The sequence below is a fragment of the Hymenobacter daeguensis genome, assembly GCF_054780555.1.
The window spans coordinates 345,071-360,479 of the sequence record NZ_BAAGWC010000002.1 but is presented as its reverse complement, the minus strand read 5'-3'; the positions used below and the strand labels follow the sequence as shown (position 1 = coordinate 360,479).

The following is a 15,409-nucleotide window of genomic DNA, read 5'->3' as shown; positions in this document are numbered from 1 at the left end:
GGTGCCAGGTCGGCGTTGCGCTGCCGTCGGGCCGCACTTGCGGCAGGCTGCTAGCACCCAAATAATTCGCTGCGTTTACGGTAAGGCTGCCCGCCTAACTTTGCCGGGCCAGCTTAGCGCCGCCCGCATGAAATTATCCCGATTCCTTTTTGGCCTGAGCCTGGCCCTGTGGCTGGTGGGCTGCGCGCGCCGGCCCACCCGGCTACCGATTTACGACGTGGTTATCAACCACGTAACCATTGTGGATGTGCGCACGGGCCAGCTGGTGCCCAACCAGGTGGTGGCCATTGCCAAAGGCAAAATCGTGGAAATTCAGGTGGCCGACAAGGATAGCTACGCCGCCAGGCAGTACGTGAACGGCAACGGGCGCTACCTCATTCCCGGCTTGTGGGACATGCACGTGCACTTCCGGGGCGGCGACAGCCTGGCGGCGGCCAATAAAAAAAGCCTGACCCTGTACCTGGCGCACGGCATCACGACGGTGCGCGATGCCGGGGGCGACCTCACGCCCAGCATTTTCCAGTGGCGGCGCGAGCTGGACGCCGGCCGGCTGGCCGGGCCGCACATTTTCACCTCCGGCCCTAAGATTGACGGGCCGCACGCCTACTGGCCGGGCTCGCTCGAAGTAGAAACGCCCGCCCAGATTCGCCACGCCCTCGACTCGCTGCAACGGCTGAAGGTGGACTACGTGAAGCTTTACGACAGCAGGATTTCGGGCGCGGCCTACCTCGAAACCATCCGGCAGGCCCAGCGGCGCGGCCTGAAAACGACGGGCCACATGCCCTACTCCGTGACGCTGGGCGAGGCCATCAAGCGGGGGCTCGATGCTACCGAGCATCTGTACTACGTGTTCAAGGCCTGCTCCGGCAAGGAAGACAGCCTCACGACGGCTGTGCGCAACAGCCTGGCCACCTCCAAGCCGCTGGGGCTGTTTGCGGTGCTGCCGGCCGTGTACGACACCTATAGCCCGGCCGCCGCCAGCCGCATTTTTGCGCTCATGGCCAAGCGCCACACGGCCGCCGTGCCCACGCTCTACATCCAGCGCACGCTGGCCGAGCTGCCCGAAAACGACCACGCCGGCGATACGCTGCTGGCCTACATCGACCCGAAGATTCAGGCCACGTACCAACGCCGCCAGTCGGGTGCCCGGCAGCAGTCCCTGACCGCGCAGCTATTCAGCAAGAAGCTGAGCGCCAAATTCATGAGTTTGGTGCCGCAGATGCAGGCGGCCGGTGTCACGCTGCTGGCGGGCTCCGACAGCGGGCCTTTCAACTCCTACATCTACCCCGGCGCTTCGCTGCACGGCGAGCTGGAACTGCTGGTGCTGGCAGGCCTCACGCCCCTCCAGGCCCTGCAGGCGGCTACCGTGAACGGGGCCCGCTTCATGGGTGTGGCGGAACATTCGGCAGCCATCGCGCCGGGCAAGGACGCGGACCTGGTGCTGCTCACCGGCAACCCGCTGGAAAACATCGGCAACGTGCGCAAGATTGACGCGGTGATTTCGCGGGGCAGAGCCTACCCGGCGGCGGCGCTGGCCAATATGCTGCGGGCCGTGCGGAATAAATAAGCGGCTTTAGGAGAACGGTGATGCCGCGTATGGTCGAAACATGACCGTTCCTTTTTATCCCCAAAGCCTCCGCTAGAACCCTACGCCCACCCGGAACCCGGTGCCCAGCCGCTGGCCGCTTTGCAGGGCCGTGTAGAAGTCCACGCGCACCACTTTCAGGATGTGCTCGATGCCGGCGCCCAGCTCCACGTAGTGGCCGGCCTGGCGGGTGGTGAGGTAGTTGAAGGAGCCCACTTCCTGCCATTTCAGCTTGCGCAGCAGCGGGATTTTATCGAAAAAGAAGCCGTTGAAATGGTGGTCGTAGTGGGCTTCGAGGTAGGTGTTGTTGGTGCTGAAGCGGTAGTAGTCGAGCAGCTGGAAGTAGCTGAAGTTGCCGGTGAGCAGGGTTTGGTTGCCCGAGAAGTGGCGGTAGTCGATGAAGGTCATGCCCTCCTGCTTGCCCACGAAGCCGCCCACGTTCACGCGGAAGCTGCTGTTGCCCAGCAGGCCCAGCGAGAGGTTGTCGCGTACGCCGGCCTGCAGCAGCAGGTAGCGCACGTCGGCCCCCAGCAGGTGCGGAATGGCCAGGCGGCCCTGCACGTTGAAGGTGGGCCACTTCGAGCCGAGGTTGAACTTGCCATCGGGCCGGTTGATGTAGCGCGTGCCGGGCCGGTAGTCGAGCGACAGGCCCACGGTGGCCACGCGGCTGCGGCCGAAGCCGGTGTAGCCCAGCTCGTCGCTCACCGGCCGGTTGTCGGTGAAGGGCCGGCCCTTCACGTCGATAATGAGGCGGTCGGTGGTGTTGTAGAGCTCGTGGCGGTCGAAATAGGCCGCGCTGGCGCGTAGGTTCAGGCCGTTGATGGGCTCGGTGAGGAAAGTAAGCTCGGCTCCGTCGCGGCGGTAGAGCTTGGCGTAGTTGCGGTTGTCCAGCAGCGTGTACACCGTGTTGATGAGCGGTGTGAGCTGCGAGTTCTTATCGAAATTCTCGATGGTGCGGCCCGCTACCAGGCCAATTTGCTTGAGCTTGGCCGGGTGCAGCTGCCAGGTGGCGCTGAGGCTGGGGTTGAGCTGCTCGCTGCTGAACCCGTAGCGCAGCACCGGCGTGATGGTAAAAAACCGTCGGTCGTCGGTGCGCTGGCTGAGGGTGGCCTGGGCGTTGAGCACGGCCCCTTCCACGGTGTTGTACTGAAAAATCTGCGAAACCGGCAGAATGGAAAACGAGCGTTTGCGGAAGCTGTTGACGTGCGCGTAGCCGCCCAGCAGCAGGCTAATCGGCTCAAACTCGTTGCGCTTGCGGTCCATCGAGTCCTGGTAAGGGCGCGAGCGGCGAATGACTTCGGTGCTGTCCTTGACGTGGTAGTCCTTCTTTTCCTCGGCCGTGAGGGGCACCGGGCGCACAGAGGCCCAGTAGGCCGAGTCGCGCTCGTTCACGCCTTTCTCGATGAGTTGCACCTCGCCGCGCGGCATCCGGGCGAAAACATCGTTCCTGAGCGAGTCGCGCTGGGCCTTCTTCACCTGCTTGCGCACCTGGCGGTTGAGGCCACTGAGGTCGGGCTTGCGCCTGCGGATTTGGGCGGCGGTTTCCTGGCCGACGGGCGCGGGGTCTTTGCCCTCGGCCACCACGGGCGGCGCGGCCTTGGCCACCGGCGGCGTGGGGTAGGTGGGCACCACGTGGGCGTAGTTGGAAAGCACGGCCGTGACGTAGGCCGAGCCTTTGAACCCCAGGCCCGACAGCTCGGCCGTGGCCTGCTGCGACTGAATGAGCCACACGTTGGCGTTGCCAGGCGCGGGAGCGTACTGCTGCTTCAGGTGCAGTTCGTCCACGTAGTCAATCTGGGCGTCCTTGTCCAGCATCAAATCGACGGAATGAATGCGCCAGGTACCTTCCACGATGTAGACGTAGCCGGCGAAAACCGGGTCGGTGCGGCGGCGCGGGATGACGCGGATTTTGTGCACCGTTTCGCCGCCCTGCGGGGTGCTGCCCACCAGCTCGTACTTGTAGAACAGCATGGCGTTGGCCGCGATGGGCGACACGTAGCCGCGCTCCGAAAACGGCGGCTTTATCAGGTTCTCATAGAAGCTCAGGTTGCGCCCGGCACTGGCCCGGTTGAAACTCAGGCCGCGCGAGTCGCCGCTCACCCGGCTGCTTATCATGCGCTCTTTCACCACGTTGGGCTGGGTGAAGCTGATGTCGGACAGGCTTTCGGACAGGTACAGGATGCCGGGCTTGAGGTCGGGGCCGACCTTGAACAGGCCCATGATTTTGCCCGGCGTTTCCTTCAGCCGTATCTGCGACTTGATGTAGATGCGCGCCTGATACGCGGCGGCCTCGCGCCGGTGGTAGGCCCGCCACTGCTGCGCCTGCTGAATGATGGCGTAGGCCGGGTCGCGGTCCGATGACTTCACCAGCACCTCGCCCAGGTTGTAGGCCTCGGGCTGGAGCGTGATGTTAACGGTGAGCGTGGAGTCGCCGGCCGGCACGCGCACCGGCCGCACCTGCGGCTTGTAGCCCACGTACTGAAACACCAGCTCGTAGCTTCCGGCCGGCAGCCGCAGCTGGTACTGGCCCTGGTCGTTGGCGCCGGTGCTGGTGGCCGAGCCGCGCACGGCCACGTTGGCAAACGCCAGCCCTTCGCTGCTGGCCCCGCTCACCTTGCCCCTGATAACGCCGGCGGGGCTACGCAACGGGCCGCCCAGCAGCAAAAGAACGAATGCTAGTAGTCGTAAGGTATTCAGCACCATATACCGGAGAAAGCAGAAGGAAAGGCACGGGCAAGTTACGCCCCACTACAACTGATGCCAGCCGCCGCCAAAGCGTTGCCCGTCATTTTGGTGAATATTCGCCGGCGCCTGGGCAGACGGTTAAAAACGCGCTGTACCTGGAAACGAAGTACCCGGCGCGTTGTTCAGTGTTACTTGCCGGTTGAAATCCCTTTCCCATGTTCAAAAACCCCGACAAAGCCCCCAAGCAATACACGCCCGGCGAAGCCCTGCAAAAAATTGCCGCCTTCTGCGCCTACCAGGAGCGCACCCAGAAGGAGGTGGAGCAAAAGCTGAAATCCTACGGCCTCGACGAGGACGAGGCCGGCGAAATCATCATTCGCCTCAGCCGCGAAAAGCTGCTCGACGAGGAGCGGTTTGCCCAGGCGTTCGTGCGCGGCCACTACCGCCACAAGAAGTGGGGCCGCCGCCGCATCGTGCAGGAGCTCAAGCAGAAAGGCATCAGCGAGTACTGCATCAAGTCGGGCCTGAAGGAAATCGATGGCGAGGAGTATTACCAGAACCTGGTAGATATTATGGAGAAAAAAGACCGCCAGGAAAAGGAGAAGAACCCGCGCGTGCGCCGCCAGAAAATCGCGCAGTACCTCACCGGCAAGGGCTACGAGCAAGATTTAATCAAAATCGCGCTCGATGACCTGGGCAAGGTGCCGGAGGACGAGGAGTAGCGCGAACTTTTAGTTCGCGTTTCGCCGCGTTGCGGCGAATAATCGTTGGGAGGTTTCGTGCGGTCCCGCATTCGCTGCGACGCAGCGAGACGCGGACTAAAAGTTCGCGCTACTGCTTCGGCTCCACTTTCGGCATCGTCAGCTGCTGCCCCACCACTACCTGGCGGCCAGTGAGGGTGCGCAGCATGGGCACCAAAATCTGCTCGGCGTTGCGCTGCGTCTGGGCCAGGATGCCGGATTGCAGGGCGGCGTTGCGCACCTGCTTTTCGGCGTATTTGTAGCCTTGGTCCACCAGGTCGGCATCCTGAAAGAAGCCGTTTTCGGTGCTGAAGACGCGGCTTTGGTCGTGCCGCACCTGGAAAGAGCACAGCTCCGGCGCGGGCAGGAACACGCGCACCAGCGTGTCGCCCTCAAACACGACATCCTGCGGGCGGATTTTGCGCAGGTCGAGGCAGCCCACGGCCTCGCCGCCCACTACGAGGGCCACTTTGGCATCGGGCAGCAGCGGGTAGCGGCTGGCCCGGCGGTACTCCACCACGTCTTTGAACTGGTAGCGCACCAGTTCCAGCTTGCCGAGGGCCTCGACCTGGGTAAGGACGGTGTTGTGCGTGACGGTGACTTTGGGCTCGGCGTTCAGCGGGTTGAGGTCGGCGAGGGTGGGACCTATTTTTTTCCAGAGAAACCAGCCCAGGCCGACGAGGAACAACAGCGGCAGAAGGCGACGGACAAGGCGGACTAAATTCATGCGGGGTAGTGTGGGGAAGTATTCTGTACAGAAGCAATTCAGGCAGATGGCGTTGCCGTATTTCAGTGCAGCGCCTCCGTCTGAGACGTTATTCACCTAACAGTCAGGGCGCGATTCAGCCAAAACCTTGCTTCTGGAGGAATGAATTCCGCGAAGACACAGTTATCGGCCGAGTCTCTCTTACGCAGCAACGCACAAGCACGGGCAAACGGCTGTGCTGCGTGGGCGTGATGCACACCGGAAAGGACATACTCACTCATTGAACCGCTGAATGGATAGAATCTTATTATTCGCCGCGTTTATTCTGTTGTGTTTGCTGCCGGGCCACAATCCGGCCACTGCCCAGGCCCTACGGCCGTCACCTGTTCAGCGCGTTGCGCTCGATGTAGCGCTGCTGCGGCAGCAGCTGGCGCCGGCCACGGGCGGCATTGCCCGGCCGGCAGCCACCTACCGCGTGAGCCTGCCCACGCTGCGAGGCTCCCGGCCGTTCGTGCTCACCGAAAGCTTTGTGCTGCCGGCTTCCGATGCGGCGGCGCAGCGCCGGCTCCGCACGTTTGTGGGCCATGAGGAAGGCGCGGCCGGGCACCGGGCGTCGGTGGTGCTCACCCCCAGCTCCCTGACTGCCGACCTGCTGGCCGGAACCGAATCGGCCAGCCTGCGGCCGGCGGCCGATGGCACCGGGGCCTACCTGCTGCAAGCCACCCCGCCCAATACCGGCCCGTGCGGCGTGCTCGACCCGGCGGTGGGCCAGCGGCGGGCGGCGGCGGCCAGCTTGCCGGCCCCGTTCAGCTTCGGCACCCAGCTGCGGCGCATTCGCTACGCCATTCTGGTGACGCAGGAGTATTACACCGCCAACGGCAACGCCGATGCCGCCGTGGAGCTGGCCGTGGCCACGGCCATGAACCAGATGACGGCGCTGTACTTACAGGAACTGTCGGTGAGCTACGAGCTGGTGAAGCCCACGGGCGGCAGCTATTATTTCTCGGCCATGACGACGGCCACCCTGCCCGATACCGACCCGGCCACCACCGGCCGGCTGCGCAACCAGAACCTGAGCGAAGTGGCCGGCTTCATCGGTGCTCGTTTCGATGCCAGCGTGTATGACCTGGGCCACTGCTTTCATAATACGGGCGGGGGCGTGGCCTACGTGGGCATCATCTGCCACAGCAACCTCACTTACCGGGCGGGCGCTTGGTCGGGGGTGGGCACCAGTGGCTTCCGGCAGGTGCTGGCGCACGAGATGGGCCACCAGCACGGCGCTTCGCACACATTTGCCGGTCCCTGCGGCTCCAATGCCGATGTGAATGCGGTAGAGCCGGGCGGCGGGGCCACCATCATGGGCTATACCTACGTGTGCAATGTGCAGACGCTGCAGGGCGTGGGCCCGACCGACGAGGACCATTTCAACACTTTCTCGCTCAGCCAGATGCGCGCCGAGCTGCTGAGCGTGACCTGCCCCACCGTCGCTACCAACACCAACCGTGTGCCGACGGTGAATGCCGGCTCCGACTACGTGATTCCGCGCAACACGCCGTTTACGCTCACCGCCACCGGCTCCGACCCCGACGGCGACGCGCTGGCCTACACCTGGAACCAGCTCGACTACACCACCAACCGCAACGCGCTGGGCACCATCGTGGGCACGGCCGGGCTGGCGGCCGTCGACGACCCCGAGGCGCCGCTGTTTCGGCCCCGGCCGCCGCGCGCCGCGCCCAGCCGTACTTTTCCCGACCTGGCCTACATCCTGGCCAACAGCAACCGCCCGGCCGACCGGCTCGGCGAGGCGCTGCCCAACGTGGGCCGGACCATCAATTTCGTGGTGACGGCCCGCGACCAGCAAGCCGCCGGCGGCACCTTCGCCACCGACAACGTGACGCTGACCGTGGCCCCGAACACCGGCCCGTTTGCCGTGACCACCCAGAACGTGGCCGCCCTCTGGGTTGCCGGGCAGCCCGCCACCGTGACGTGGTCGGTGAACGGCACCGACCAGGCCCCGATTGGGGTGAGCACCGTCCGCATCACGCTCTCGACCGATGGCGGGCAAACCTTCGGAACGGTGCTGGCGGCCAGCACGCCCAACGACGGCTCGCAGAGCGTGACGGTTCCGAACATCACCACCACGCAGGCCCGCGTGCGGGTGGAGGCCGTGGGCAATATCTTCTTCGACATCAACGACCAGAATTTTCCCATCGGCCCCTGCAGCTCGGTGGCTTCGCAGCTTCTGCCGGCCACGGCGGTGAGCGCCAACGCGGGCGACGCGGCGCTGAACCTGGCCCAGAATCCTTTTAGCCTGACCGAGCTGACGGGCGCGAACCAGCTAACCGGCACCATTACCGCCACCGACCCCACCACCTTTCTCTCGAACAACAACACGCCCTGCGGCCGCTTCTCCAACATTCAGTTCTACGACAGCTACGTTTTCGTGCCCTCCGCCACGGCCACCTACACCATCAATACGCCCACGGGATTCAGCAACATGAGCATCCGGGTGTACGACAGCAACGGGTTTGTGCCCGGCGACCCGTGTCAGAACGTGCTGGCGAACAATTACATCAATGCATTTCTGCCGCGCAGCGTGACGGTGGCCCTCACGGCCGGCCAGCCCTACACGCTGGTACTGGCCAATTTCGGCAGCTCTTCCAACCCGACGGCGCCCTCGCCGGGCAATTACAGCGTTACGTTCACTTCCTCCGTGGCCGGCGGCACCGTTTACGCCCCATTGCCAGGCGCAGGCTACGAGTACCAGTACGCCGTGGTGAACACCGCCACCAATGCGGTGGTGCAGATAGCGCCCACGGCCGATTTGCGCACGCTGCCCGCCGGCACCTACGACGTTTATGGCCTGCTTTTTCAGCGGGGCTATGACCTGAGCGGCCAGCTCAGCCGCCCCTTCAGCAGCCTGCAAAGCGCTCTGAGCAGCATTGCGCCCTGCGGCCAGCTCAGCAGCAATGCCCGGCGCGTCACCATCACCGGCGGGCCGCTGCCGGTGGTGCTCACCCGCTTTTCGGGGCAGGCCGCCGGGCTGGTCAACCAGCTGCAGTGGGCCACAGCTTCGGAAGCCGATGTGGCGTATTTCGAAGTGCAGCGCAGTCTCGACGGCGCTGCTTTCGAGCCCGTGGGCCGGGTGCCGGCCACCAATACCAGCGCCGCCCGCGCCTACACGCTCCCCGATGCCAATCCTCCGGCCGGCCGGGCCTACTACCGCCTGCTGGTGCAGGACCGCGACGGCACGGCCGCATACTCGGCGGTTGTCGCGGTGCAGCGCGACGACGCGGCCCGCCCCGCCTTCAGCGTGCAGGCGTTCCCCAACCCCGTGCCCGCCGGCGGCACGCTCCAGCTCCGGGTGCAAAGCCCGGAGGCGCAAACTGTGCAGCTGTCGGTGACTGATGCCGTTGGCCGTACGGTGTGGCAGCAATCGGTGCCCCTGCCCGCCGGCACCACCACGCTGACCGTGCCCGAAACCAGCCAGTGGCACGGCCTGCATGTGCTCACGGTGCGGCCTGCCACGGGCCTTCCGCAGCAGCAGAAAGTGCTGTTTTAATCTGGCCGCAAACTTTCATAAAAGGGGGCCGAGGCGGCCGCCGCTCTAGCTTTGCGGCTTCATGCCTCTCCCCTCTTCTATTCGCCTGCTGGCCCAGCGCCTGTGGCCGCACCACCGGGCGCTGCTGGCGGCGCTTTGGGTGCTGGTGCAGCTGGTGTACCTGCGCAAGTTCCACGGCCCGCACTACGCCAACGACAGCGCCCGATACCTCGAATACGCCCACGGCATTGCGGAGCGCGGCTATTTCGCGCCCGGCCACAACCTGCGCTACGTGCTCTACCCGCTGTTTCAAAGCCTGTGGCTGCGGCTGGACCTGGGCTGGCCGGGCATCGTAGCGGGGCAGCTACTGGTTTCGGCCGCCGCCACCAGCGCCATCTACCGGGGCACGCGCCGGCTGGCGGCTGGGCGGCGGGGCGCAGCGGCGCTGGCCACGCTTCTTTTCATTGCCTGGCCCGACATTCAGCAGCTCAACGTTTTCCTGCTCACCGAGTCGCTGTTTATCAGCCTGGTGGCGCTGTCGTTCGGGGCGTTCACCCGCGTGCGCAGTGGCCGGTGGCCCGCTTGGGCATTGCTGATTTTCCTACTGGTGCTCACCGCCCTGGCCCGCCCCAACGGTTTCATGGTGGGCCTGGCCGCCGCGCTGGCCGGCCTCGATGCCCTGCGTCGGCGTCCTGACCGCCGGCCGTGGCGGGCGGCGCTGGGGCTGCTGGTGCTGCTGTCGCCGCTGCTGTGGGTGGCGCTCAACCACCAGCTGGCCACGTATTATCTGATGGATACCTACCAGCGCGGCGAGCTGATTTTCCGCTACCAGCTCTGGGCCGTGCACCAGGCCGCACCGCTGGTCCTGCCGCCGCCCGGCACCGGCCCGGCCATGCGGGTGCTGTACTTCGCGGCGCACAACCCGCTGTATCTGGGCCGGTTGATGCTGGGCAAGCTGTTTGTGTTCATCAGCTACCTCAAGCCGCACTACTCGCTGGCGCACCGCGTGCTGGGCGTGCTGGTGCTGTGGCCGGCCTACTGGCTGGCGGCGCTGGGGGCGCGGCGGCACGGCATCTGGCGGCCGGCGCGGGTGTTTCTGGCCAGCGTTTTCCTGCTGCAAACGGCCATCGTCATGCTCACAGTTGATGACTGGGACGTGCGGTTTCTGGCGCCGGTATTGCCGGTGGTGTTTGTGCTGGCGGCGCTGGAAATGGCGGCCCGCTGGCCGGCACTCGTTAGCCCAGCGGCCCGAACCTAGCTTCCCAGCCGGCCCAGGCCTGCAGGCCGCCGGTATGAATGGCTACCACGGTGCTGCCGGGCCGGAAATGGCCTTTGCCAATCAAATCCAACACGCCAAACAATAGCTTGCCGGTATAAATCGGGTCGAGCAGCACCCCGTGCCTCGCCCGAAACTGCCGAATAAAAGCCAGCAGGTCGGCCGAATATCTGGCGTAGCCGCCGAAGTGATATTCCGTTTGCAGCGCGTAGCGGAAGGTTCGGCCGGCGGCTTGCTGCGTCAGCGCGTCAACTTCGCTCCGCAGAAAGCCGCCGTTTTTAAGCGCCGCCACGCCAATCGCCTGTTCTTGCCCTGCCAAGCCGAGCAGCAGGCCGGCCAGCGTGCCGCCGGTGCCGGCCGCCACGGCCAGCGCATCAAACGCCCCCTGCTCACGAATTTCCGCCACCAGCTCGGCCACGCCAGCCAGGGCCAGCGCATTGGTGCCACCTTCGGGCAGCACGTAGGCGGGGCCAAATCGGGCCAGTACCCCGGCCACGAAATCCGGCTCGTTCCGGCGGCGGTAGCTGCTGCGGTCCAGGTAATGCAGGGCCATGCCATCGGCGGCGGCCCGGGCCAGCGTGGGGTTCAGGGCCGTTGCGGCGCTCGGCGCATCGCCCCGAACCAGGCCAACGGTTTGAAAGCCGAACAGGCGGCCGGCCGTGGCCACGGCGGCAAGGTGGTTGGAGTAGGCCCCGCCAAAGGTGAGCAGCGTACGGTGGCCCTGCTCGCGGGCGGCCCGCAGGTTGTATTTAAGCTTGCGGGCCTTGTTGCCGGGCAGGTCGGGGTGCGCCAGGTCGTCGCGCCAAAGCAGCAGGCGCACGCCCTGGGCCGCTGCTACCGGCTCGTTCAACTCCTGCAAAAAAGGGCTTACGAATGACATGGTAGGAAATCGTCATTAAGAAGCTATTTAGAAAGTCAGAATCGTTGTCATCCTGAGCGCAGCGAAGGACCTTATCACGTCATAATAAGCGCTGTTCTGACGTGCTAAGGTCCTTCGCTGCGCTCAGGATGACAGACGCGTAGGCAAATCAGCCTTTCTAAGCAGCTTCTAAAGCGAATGCCCCGGAACCTCAACTTCGGCGCTGAAATTCCGGGGCATTCGCTTCGTCGACGCCGGGCGGCTTTACGCCAGCGATACCGCGTCGGGCAGCTCGTCGGCGCTGGGCTTGCGGCGCACGGCGTAGGCAATGGCCCCCACCAGCACCAGCAGCAGCGCGATGCTGGCGGCCAGCGACACGCCATTGCCCACGGCATAGGCTTTGGGCTCAAACTTGAAGTCGATGGTGTGCGAGCCGGCCGGCACCTGCAGGGCGCGCAACACGTAGTCGGCCCGGATGTGGGGCACCGGCTTGCCATCGATGTAGGCCTGCCAGCCGTCGGCGTAATAGATTTCGGAGAACACCACCAAGCCCGCCTGGGTGGCGTTGTAGCGGTACTTCAGCTCGTCGGGGCTGTAGTTGGTGAGGGCAATGGTGGAGCCGGCGATGTTGTAGGTGGCCGCTTTTTGCTGCGGAAACTTGCTGGCATCCACCACGGCCACGGTGGCCGGGCTCAGGGTGCTGAGGGCCGCCATTTCCTCGTCGGGGCTGTTCACGGGCTTCACCTCGCTCACAAACCAGGCATTGCCCAGCGCGCCGGGGTTGCGCTGCACCGGCTGCTTCTGGTCGCCGGTGATGAGGTAGCGCATGTTCAGCATGTTGAGCACCTGCTGGTTGTTGGCCGAAATCTGACGCTCAATCAGGTCCTGGTAGCGGCGCAGCTTGGCCCCGTGGTAGCCGCCGATGCTCTTGTGGAAGTACGAGGTCTGGGCTTCGTTGAAGGGGTTTTGCAGGTTGAGCACGCGGTAGCTCAGGTCTTTGTCCTGCAGAATCATCTGGTCGGCCGGGGTGGGCTGGAATTCCTCGGCAATGGTTTCGCGCTGGAATTTATTGTCGCCGAGGTAGCGCTTGTCCACGCCCCACAGGTCCACCAGCACCAGCAGCACCATCACGGCCGCCGCCGGCACCACTTTCAGCTGGCCTTTGAGGTGGAAATACAGCACGCCCAGCGCCGCCCCAATGAACAGCAGCCCGCGCCACACGTCGTTGCGGAGCAGGTCGGCGCGGTCGGCGCGCAGGGCGCCCAGCAGCTGCGGAGTGAAGCCCTGCTTGGTCAGCTCACCGTCCACCGGCGCGGCAAAATCGAAGCTGAAGCTGGCCAGATACGCCAGCACGCACAGCCCCGCCGCAATGGCCCCGGCATACAGCACCTTGGGCAGCAAAGCCGCCGCATCGGCCGGCAGCGGCGCCTTGGTGCCCGGCAGCGTGGGCGCGGCCGCGGCACGCGGCCGCAGGATGCGGCTCAGCGCCAGCGCGCCCAGAATGGGCATGGCCAGCTGCGCAATCACCAGGGCCATGCTCACGGCCCGGAACTTGTTGTAGCCCGGCAGCAGGTCGAAAATCAGGTAGTTAAAAGTCTCAAAGTTCTTGCCCCAGGCCAGCAGGATGGAGAGAATGGTGCCGGCCAGCAGCCAGTAGCGCGTGCGCTTTTCCACCACTAACAGGCCCAGAATGAACAGAAAGCACACCACCGCGCCCATGTACACCGGCCCGGCCGTGTAGCTCTGCTGCCCCCAGTAGGTCGGCATCGAGCCCAGGTATTCCTGCGGCAACCCGGCTTTGGCCAGGTTCGAATCGGTGCCGAGCGGCATGGAGCTGGCCCCGCCGTAGAAGTTGGGAATCAGCAGGGTAATGGTTTCGCCCACGCCGTAGCTGTACTGGAAGGCATAGTCGCGGTCCACGCCCGAGCCTTCGTCCTCCGTTTTGGGAGCCGGAGCCTGGCCGGGCGCGGTCGGCGCGGCCGACTTCAACTCGCTCGGCCCGCGGTTGCTGTATTTGCTGTACTCGGCCGTGGTGTAGAGGCGGCCGAAGCTCACGCCCACCGCCAGCGCCGCGCCCAGGCCCAGCAGCGCCGTGCGCTTCAGGAACTCCGGCAGCCGGCCGGTGCGGAACGACGAAACCAGCTCGATAATGCCGAAAATGGCCACCAGCAGCAACAGGTAGTAGGTAATCTGGAGGTGGTTGACGTGAATGTTGAGCGTGAGGCCTACGGCGAACAAGGCCGCGCCCAGCCACTTATCGCGACGGTACGTCACCAGCAGGCCGCCCAGCACCAGCGGCGCGTAGGCCAGGGCCAGGCTCTTGGTGTTGTGGCCGGCGGCCAGAATGGCGAGGTTGTAGCTCGAAAAGCCCAGCGCCACCGCGCCCGCCACGGCCACCAGCGGCCGCACACCCAGCGCCACCAGCAGCACGTAGCCGCAGAGCAGCGCCAGAAACAGGTTGGCCACCACGGCGGGCAGGCCCAGCGAGATGGCCTTCTGCAAATACGCCGACCAGTCGCCCGGGAAGTGCAGGCTGATGAGGTAAGTCGGCATGCCCGAAAACATGGAGTTGGTCCACAGCGCCTCCTTGCCCATCACCCTGGCGTACTCCTGCGCCTCGTGCGCGCCGCCCTGGAACTGGGTAATGTCATGCTGGGCCAGCGTCTTGCCATCGAACATGATGGGCGAGAAATACACGCAGGCCAGCAGCACAAAAAACAGCACCGCCAGCACGTGCGGTACGGCCCGCTGCCACAAAGGCGCAGACGAAACAGAAGGAACAGAAGCAACAGCAGCCATCAGGGCAATTTTGGGGAAAATGAAAACGTGCCCGAAGGTACAGTAGAACCAGATGAAGCTGCTATTGCTGAAAGCAAGAACGGTCATGCGGCGCGCAGTCGAGGCCTCTCTACCGGGAGAGTAAATCAATTACTTCCACAGTAGAGAGGCTTCGGCTGCGCGCCGCATGACCGTTCCGGATACAGCGACGCAATACGCTACTTCACTTCTTCAAAATCAACATATTCCCCACCCGTAAAGCCATGCTGTTTGTTAGGCTGCGCGGCCGTAGGCGGCACGTAGTCCACATGCACTTCGCCGGGCCGGCCGGATGCGGGGCCGCTATCGGGCCGGGCCTGGGGCGGCACCACAAAGCCGCCGTTGCGCATCTGCTTGCGCACAAAACCGGCCAGCGCCAGCCGCAGCACAATGGGCAGCAAGTAGCGGACCGCGAAAAAAATCAGAATGAAAATGAGCCAGAATTTCATAGAATCAGAAACGTAAACGCCGCCGCAAAGTACGGTCAGCGCCTGCTGACGGCCGAGCGGCGCTTTTGTTTTAGGCCCAACACGGCGCTTGCCCCTATCGTTTCCGCAGGGCGCGGGCCACGGCGCCGGCCACCAGCCCGCCGGCCGTGTACCAGGCCACCGTCATGAGCTTGGTTTGGGGCGTGCGGCCGCTTGGGCCTTCGCCCAGGCCCAGTGGGCCGGGCAGCACCACGCCGCCCACGCCGGCGGCCACGCCTAGCAACAAGCCGCGCCGCCCGGCGTGCTTGCCGCTACCAACCAGCGTATAGTAAAGCCCGTTGCTGAGGATATCGCCGGCCATGGTCAGGTCGAACAGCGTGTCATCATCGGGCTGGGGCGCATCGGCTTTATGCAGCAGCTTGCGCAGGCCGCGCATGCCCAGCACGTCCATGCGCGGCGCGTCGGCGGGGCGCAGGCGGCGGGCAGTTTCGTGAAGAACGGTGAGGGCCACCGCGCCGGCAAAGCCAGCGGCGAGAGAAGGAAGGACTTTCATACGTAGGAAAAGAGGGTTCCTCAAATCAAACGGATGGCCGAATCAGGAGTTGTTAAATTTTTCCCAGCAAGCGGTTGCGCGGCGTCCAACCGAATGCTTATCTTTGCAGCCCCTTCCAAAACCGTTGGTCGGGCACAAGCCGATTTAGCTCAGTTGGTAGAGCAGCTCATTCGTAATGAGCAGGTCGTTGGTTCGAGTCCAATAATCGGCTCTTTTTCA

The 15,409-nt window shown here is 64.7% G+C and carries 10 protein-coding genes and 1 tRNA gene; 5 read left to right on the top strand and 6 right to left on the bottom strand.

From position 1 onward, the window contains the following. Positions 1–127 precede the first annotated feature (127 nt). On the top strand, positions 128–1,567 hold the full coding sequence (locus tag ACYVHT_RS05165; protein ID WP_460548663.1) for an amidohydrolase family protein: 1,440 nt from the start codon (positions 128–130) through the stop codon (positions 1,565–1,567). A gap of 72 nt (positions 1,568–1,639) precedes the next feature. Here the strand turns inward: ACYVHT_RS05165 and ACYVHT_RS05160 are convergent, their stop codons facing one another. Next, positions 1,640–4,231 (bottom strand): DUF5686 and carboxypeptidase regulatory-like domain-containing protein, encoded by a 2,592-nt coding sequence (locus tag ACYVHT_RS05160; RefSeq protein ID WP_460548661.1) that lies wholly within the window; start codon positions 4,229–4,231, stop codon positions 1,640–1,642. Between the two features lie 254 nt (positions 4,232–4,485). On the opposite strand from ACYVHT_RS05160, the gene ACYVHT_RS05155 reads away from it, so the two are divergent. Further along, positions 4,486–4,992: a regulatory protein RecX gene (locus ACYVHT_RS05155; RefSeq protein ID WP_460548659.1), complete on the top strand. Its 507-nt coding sequence runs from the start codon at positions 4,486–4,488 to the stop codon at positions 4,990–4,992. A gap of 109 nt (positions 4,993–5,101) precedes the next feature. Here ACYVHT_RS05155 and ACYVHT_RS05150 read toward each other — a convergent pair whose 3' ends face one another. Continuing rightward, positions 5,102–5,737 (bottom strand): DUF4230 domain-containing protein, encoded by a 636-nt coding sequence (locus tag ACYVHT_RS05150; protein WP_460548657.1) that lies wholly within the window; start codon positions 5,735–5,737, stop codon positions 5,102–5,104. Positions 5,738–6,008: 271 nt separating this feature from the next. Here ACYVHT_RS05150 and ACYVHT_RS05145 point away from each other — a divergent pair, with 271 nt between their 5' ends. Beyond that, positions 6,009–9,278: a M12 family metallo-peptidase gene (locus ACYVHT_RS05145; protein WP_460548655.1), complete on the top strand. Its 3,270-nt coding sequence runs from the start codon at positions 6,009–6,011 to the stop codon at positions 9,276–9,278. 61 nt (positions 9,279–9,339) lie between these two features. Then, complete coding sequence (locus tag ACYVHT_RS05140) at positions 9,340–10,515, top strand: hypothetical protein (RefSeq protein WP_460548653.1); 1,176 nt, start codon at positions 9,340–9,342, stop codon at positions 10,513–10,515. Here ACYVHT_RS05140 and ACYVHT_RS05135 read toward each other — a convergent pair. The 4 genes from ACYVHT_RS05135 to ACYVHT_RS05120 all read right to left on the bottom strand — a co-directional run bounded on the left by ACYVHT_RS05135 (position 10,493) and on the right by ACYVHT_RS05120 (position 15,190). After that, positions 10,493–11,413 (bottom strand): 1-aminocyclopropane-1-carboxylate deaminase/D-cysteine desulfhydrase, encoded by a 921-nt coding sequence (locus tag ACYVHT_RS05135; RefSeq protein WP_460548651.1) that lies wholly within the window; start codon positions 11,411–11,413, stop codon positions 10,493–10,495. The genes ACYVHT_RS05140 and ACYVHT_RS05135 overlap by 23 nt on opposite strands. 243 nt (positions 11,414–11,656) lie before the next feature. Beyond that, a complete protein-coding gene (locus tag ACYVHT_RS05130; RefSeq protein WP_460548649.1) occupies positions 11,657–14,278 on the bottom strand; it encodes a YfhO family protein in 2,622 nt (873 codons plus the stop codon). 110 nt (positions 14,279–14,388) lie between these two features. Beyond that, on the bottom strand, positions 14,389–14,658 hold the full coding sequence (locus ACYVHT_RS05125) for a DUF4834 family protein (RefSeq protein ID WP_460548647.1): 270 nt from the start codon (positions 14,656–14,658) through the stop codon (positions 14,389–14,391). Positions 14,659–14,752: 94 nt separating this feature from the next. After that, positions 14,753–15,190 (bottom strand): hypothetical protein, encoded by a 438-nt coding sequence (locus ACYVHT_RS05120; protein ID WP_460548645.1) that lies wholly within the window; start codon positions 15,188–15,190, stop codon positions 14,753–14,755. 138 nt (positions 15,191–15,328) lie between these two features. On the opposite strand from ACYVHT_RS05120, the gene ACYVHT_RS05115 reads away from it, so the two are divergent. Then, positions 15,329–15,401, top strand: a tRNA-Thr gene (locus tag ACYVHT_RS05115). Positions 15,402–15,409: the final 8 nt, after the last annotated feature.

What these genes read in the sequence shown, in the direction of transcription:
- ACYVHT_RS05165 (WP_460548663.1), top strand. Translation starts at nt 128, where the DNA reads ATGAAATTATCCCGATTCCTTTTTGGCCTGAGCCTGGCCCTGTGGCTG.
- ACYVHT_RS05155 (WP_460548659.1), top strand. Translation starts at nt 4,486, where the DNA reads ATGTTCAAAAACCCCGACAAAGCCCCCAAGCAATACACGCCCGGCGAA.
- ACYVHT_RS05150 (WP_460548657.1), bottom strand. Translation starts at nt 5,737, where the DNA reads ATGAATTTAGTCCGCCTTGTCCGTCGCCTTCTGCCGCTGTTGTTCCTC.
- ACYVHT_RS05145 (WP_460548655.1), top strand. Translation starts at nt 6,009, where the DNA reads ATGGATAGAATCTTATTATTCGCCGCGTTTATTCTGTTGTGTTTGCTG.
- ACYVHT_RS05140 (WP_460548653.1), top strand. Translation starts at nt 9,340, where the DNA reads ATGCCTCTCCCCTCTTCTATTCGCCTGCTGGCCCAGCGCCTGTGGCCG.
- ACYVHT_RS05135 (WP_460548651.1), bottom strand. Translation starts at nt 11,413, where the DNA reads ATGTCATTCGTAAGCCCTTTTTTGCAGGAGTTGAACGAGCCGGTAGCA.
- ACYVHT_RS05130 (WP_460548649.1), bottom strand. Translation starts at nt 14,278, where the DNA reads ATGACCGTTCTTGCTTTCAGCAATAGCAGCTTCATCTGGTTCTACTGT.
- ACYVHT_RS05125 (WP_460548647.1), bottom strand. Translation starts at nt 14,658, where the DNA reads ATGAAATTCTGGCTCATTTTCATTCTGATTTTTTTCGCGGTCCGCTAC.
- ACYVHT_RS05120 (WP_460548645.1), bottom strand. Translation starts at nt 15,190, where the DNA reads ATGAAAGTCCTTCCTTCTCTCGCCGCTGGCTTTGCCGGCGCGGTGGCC.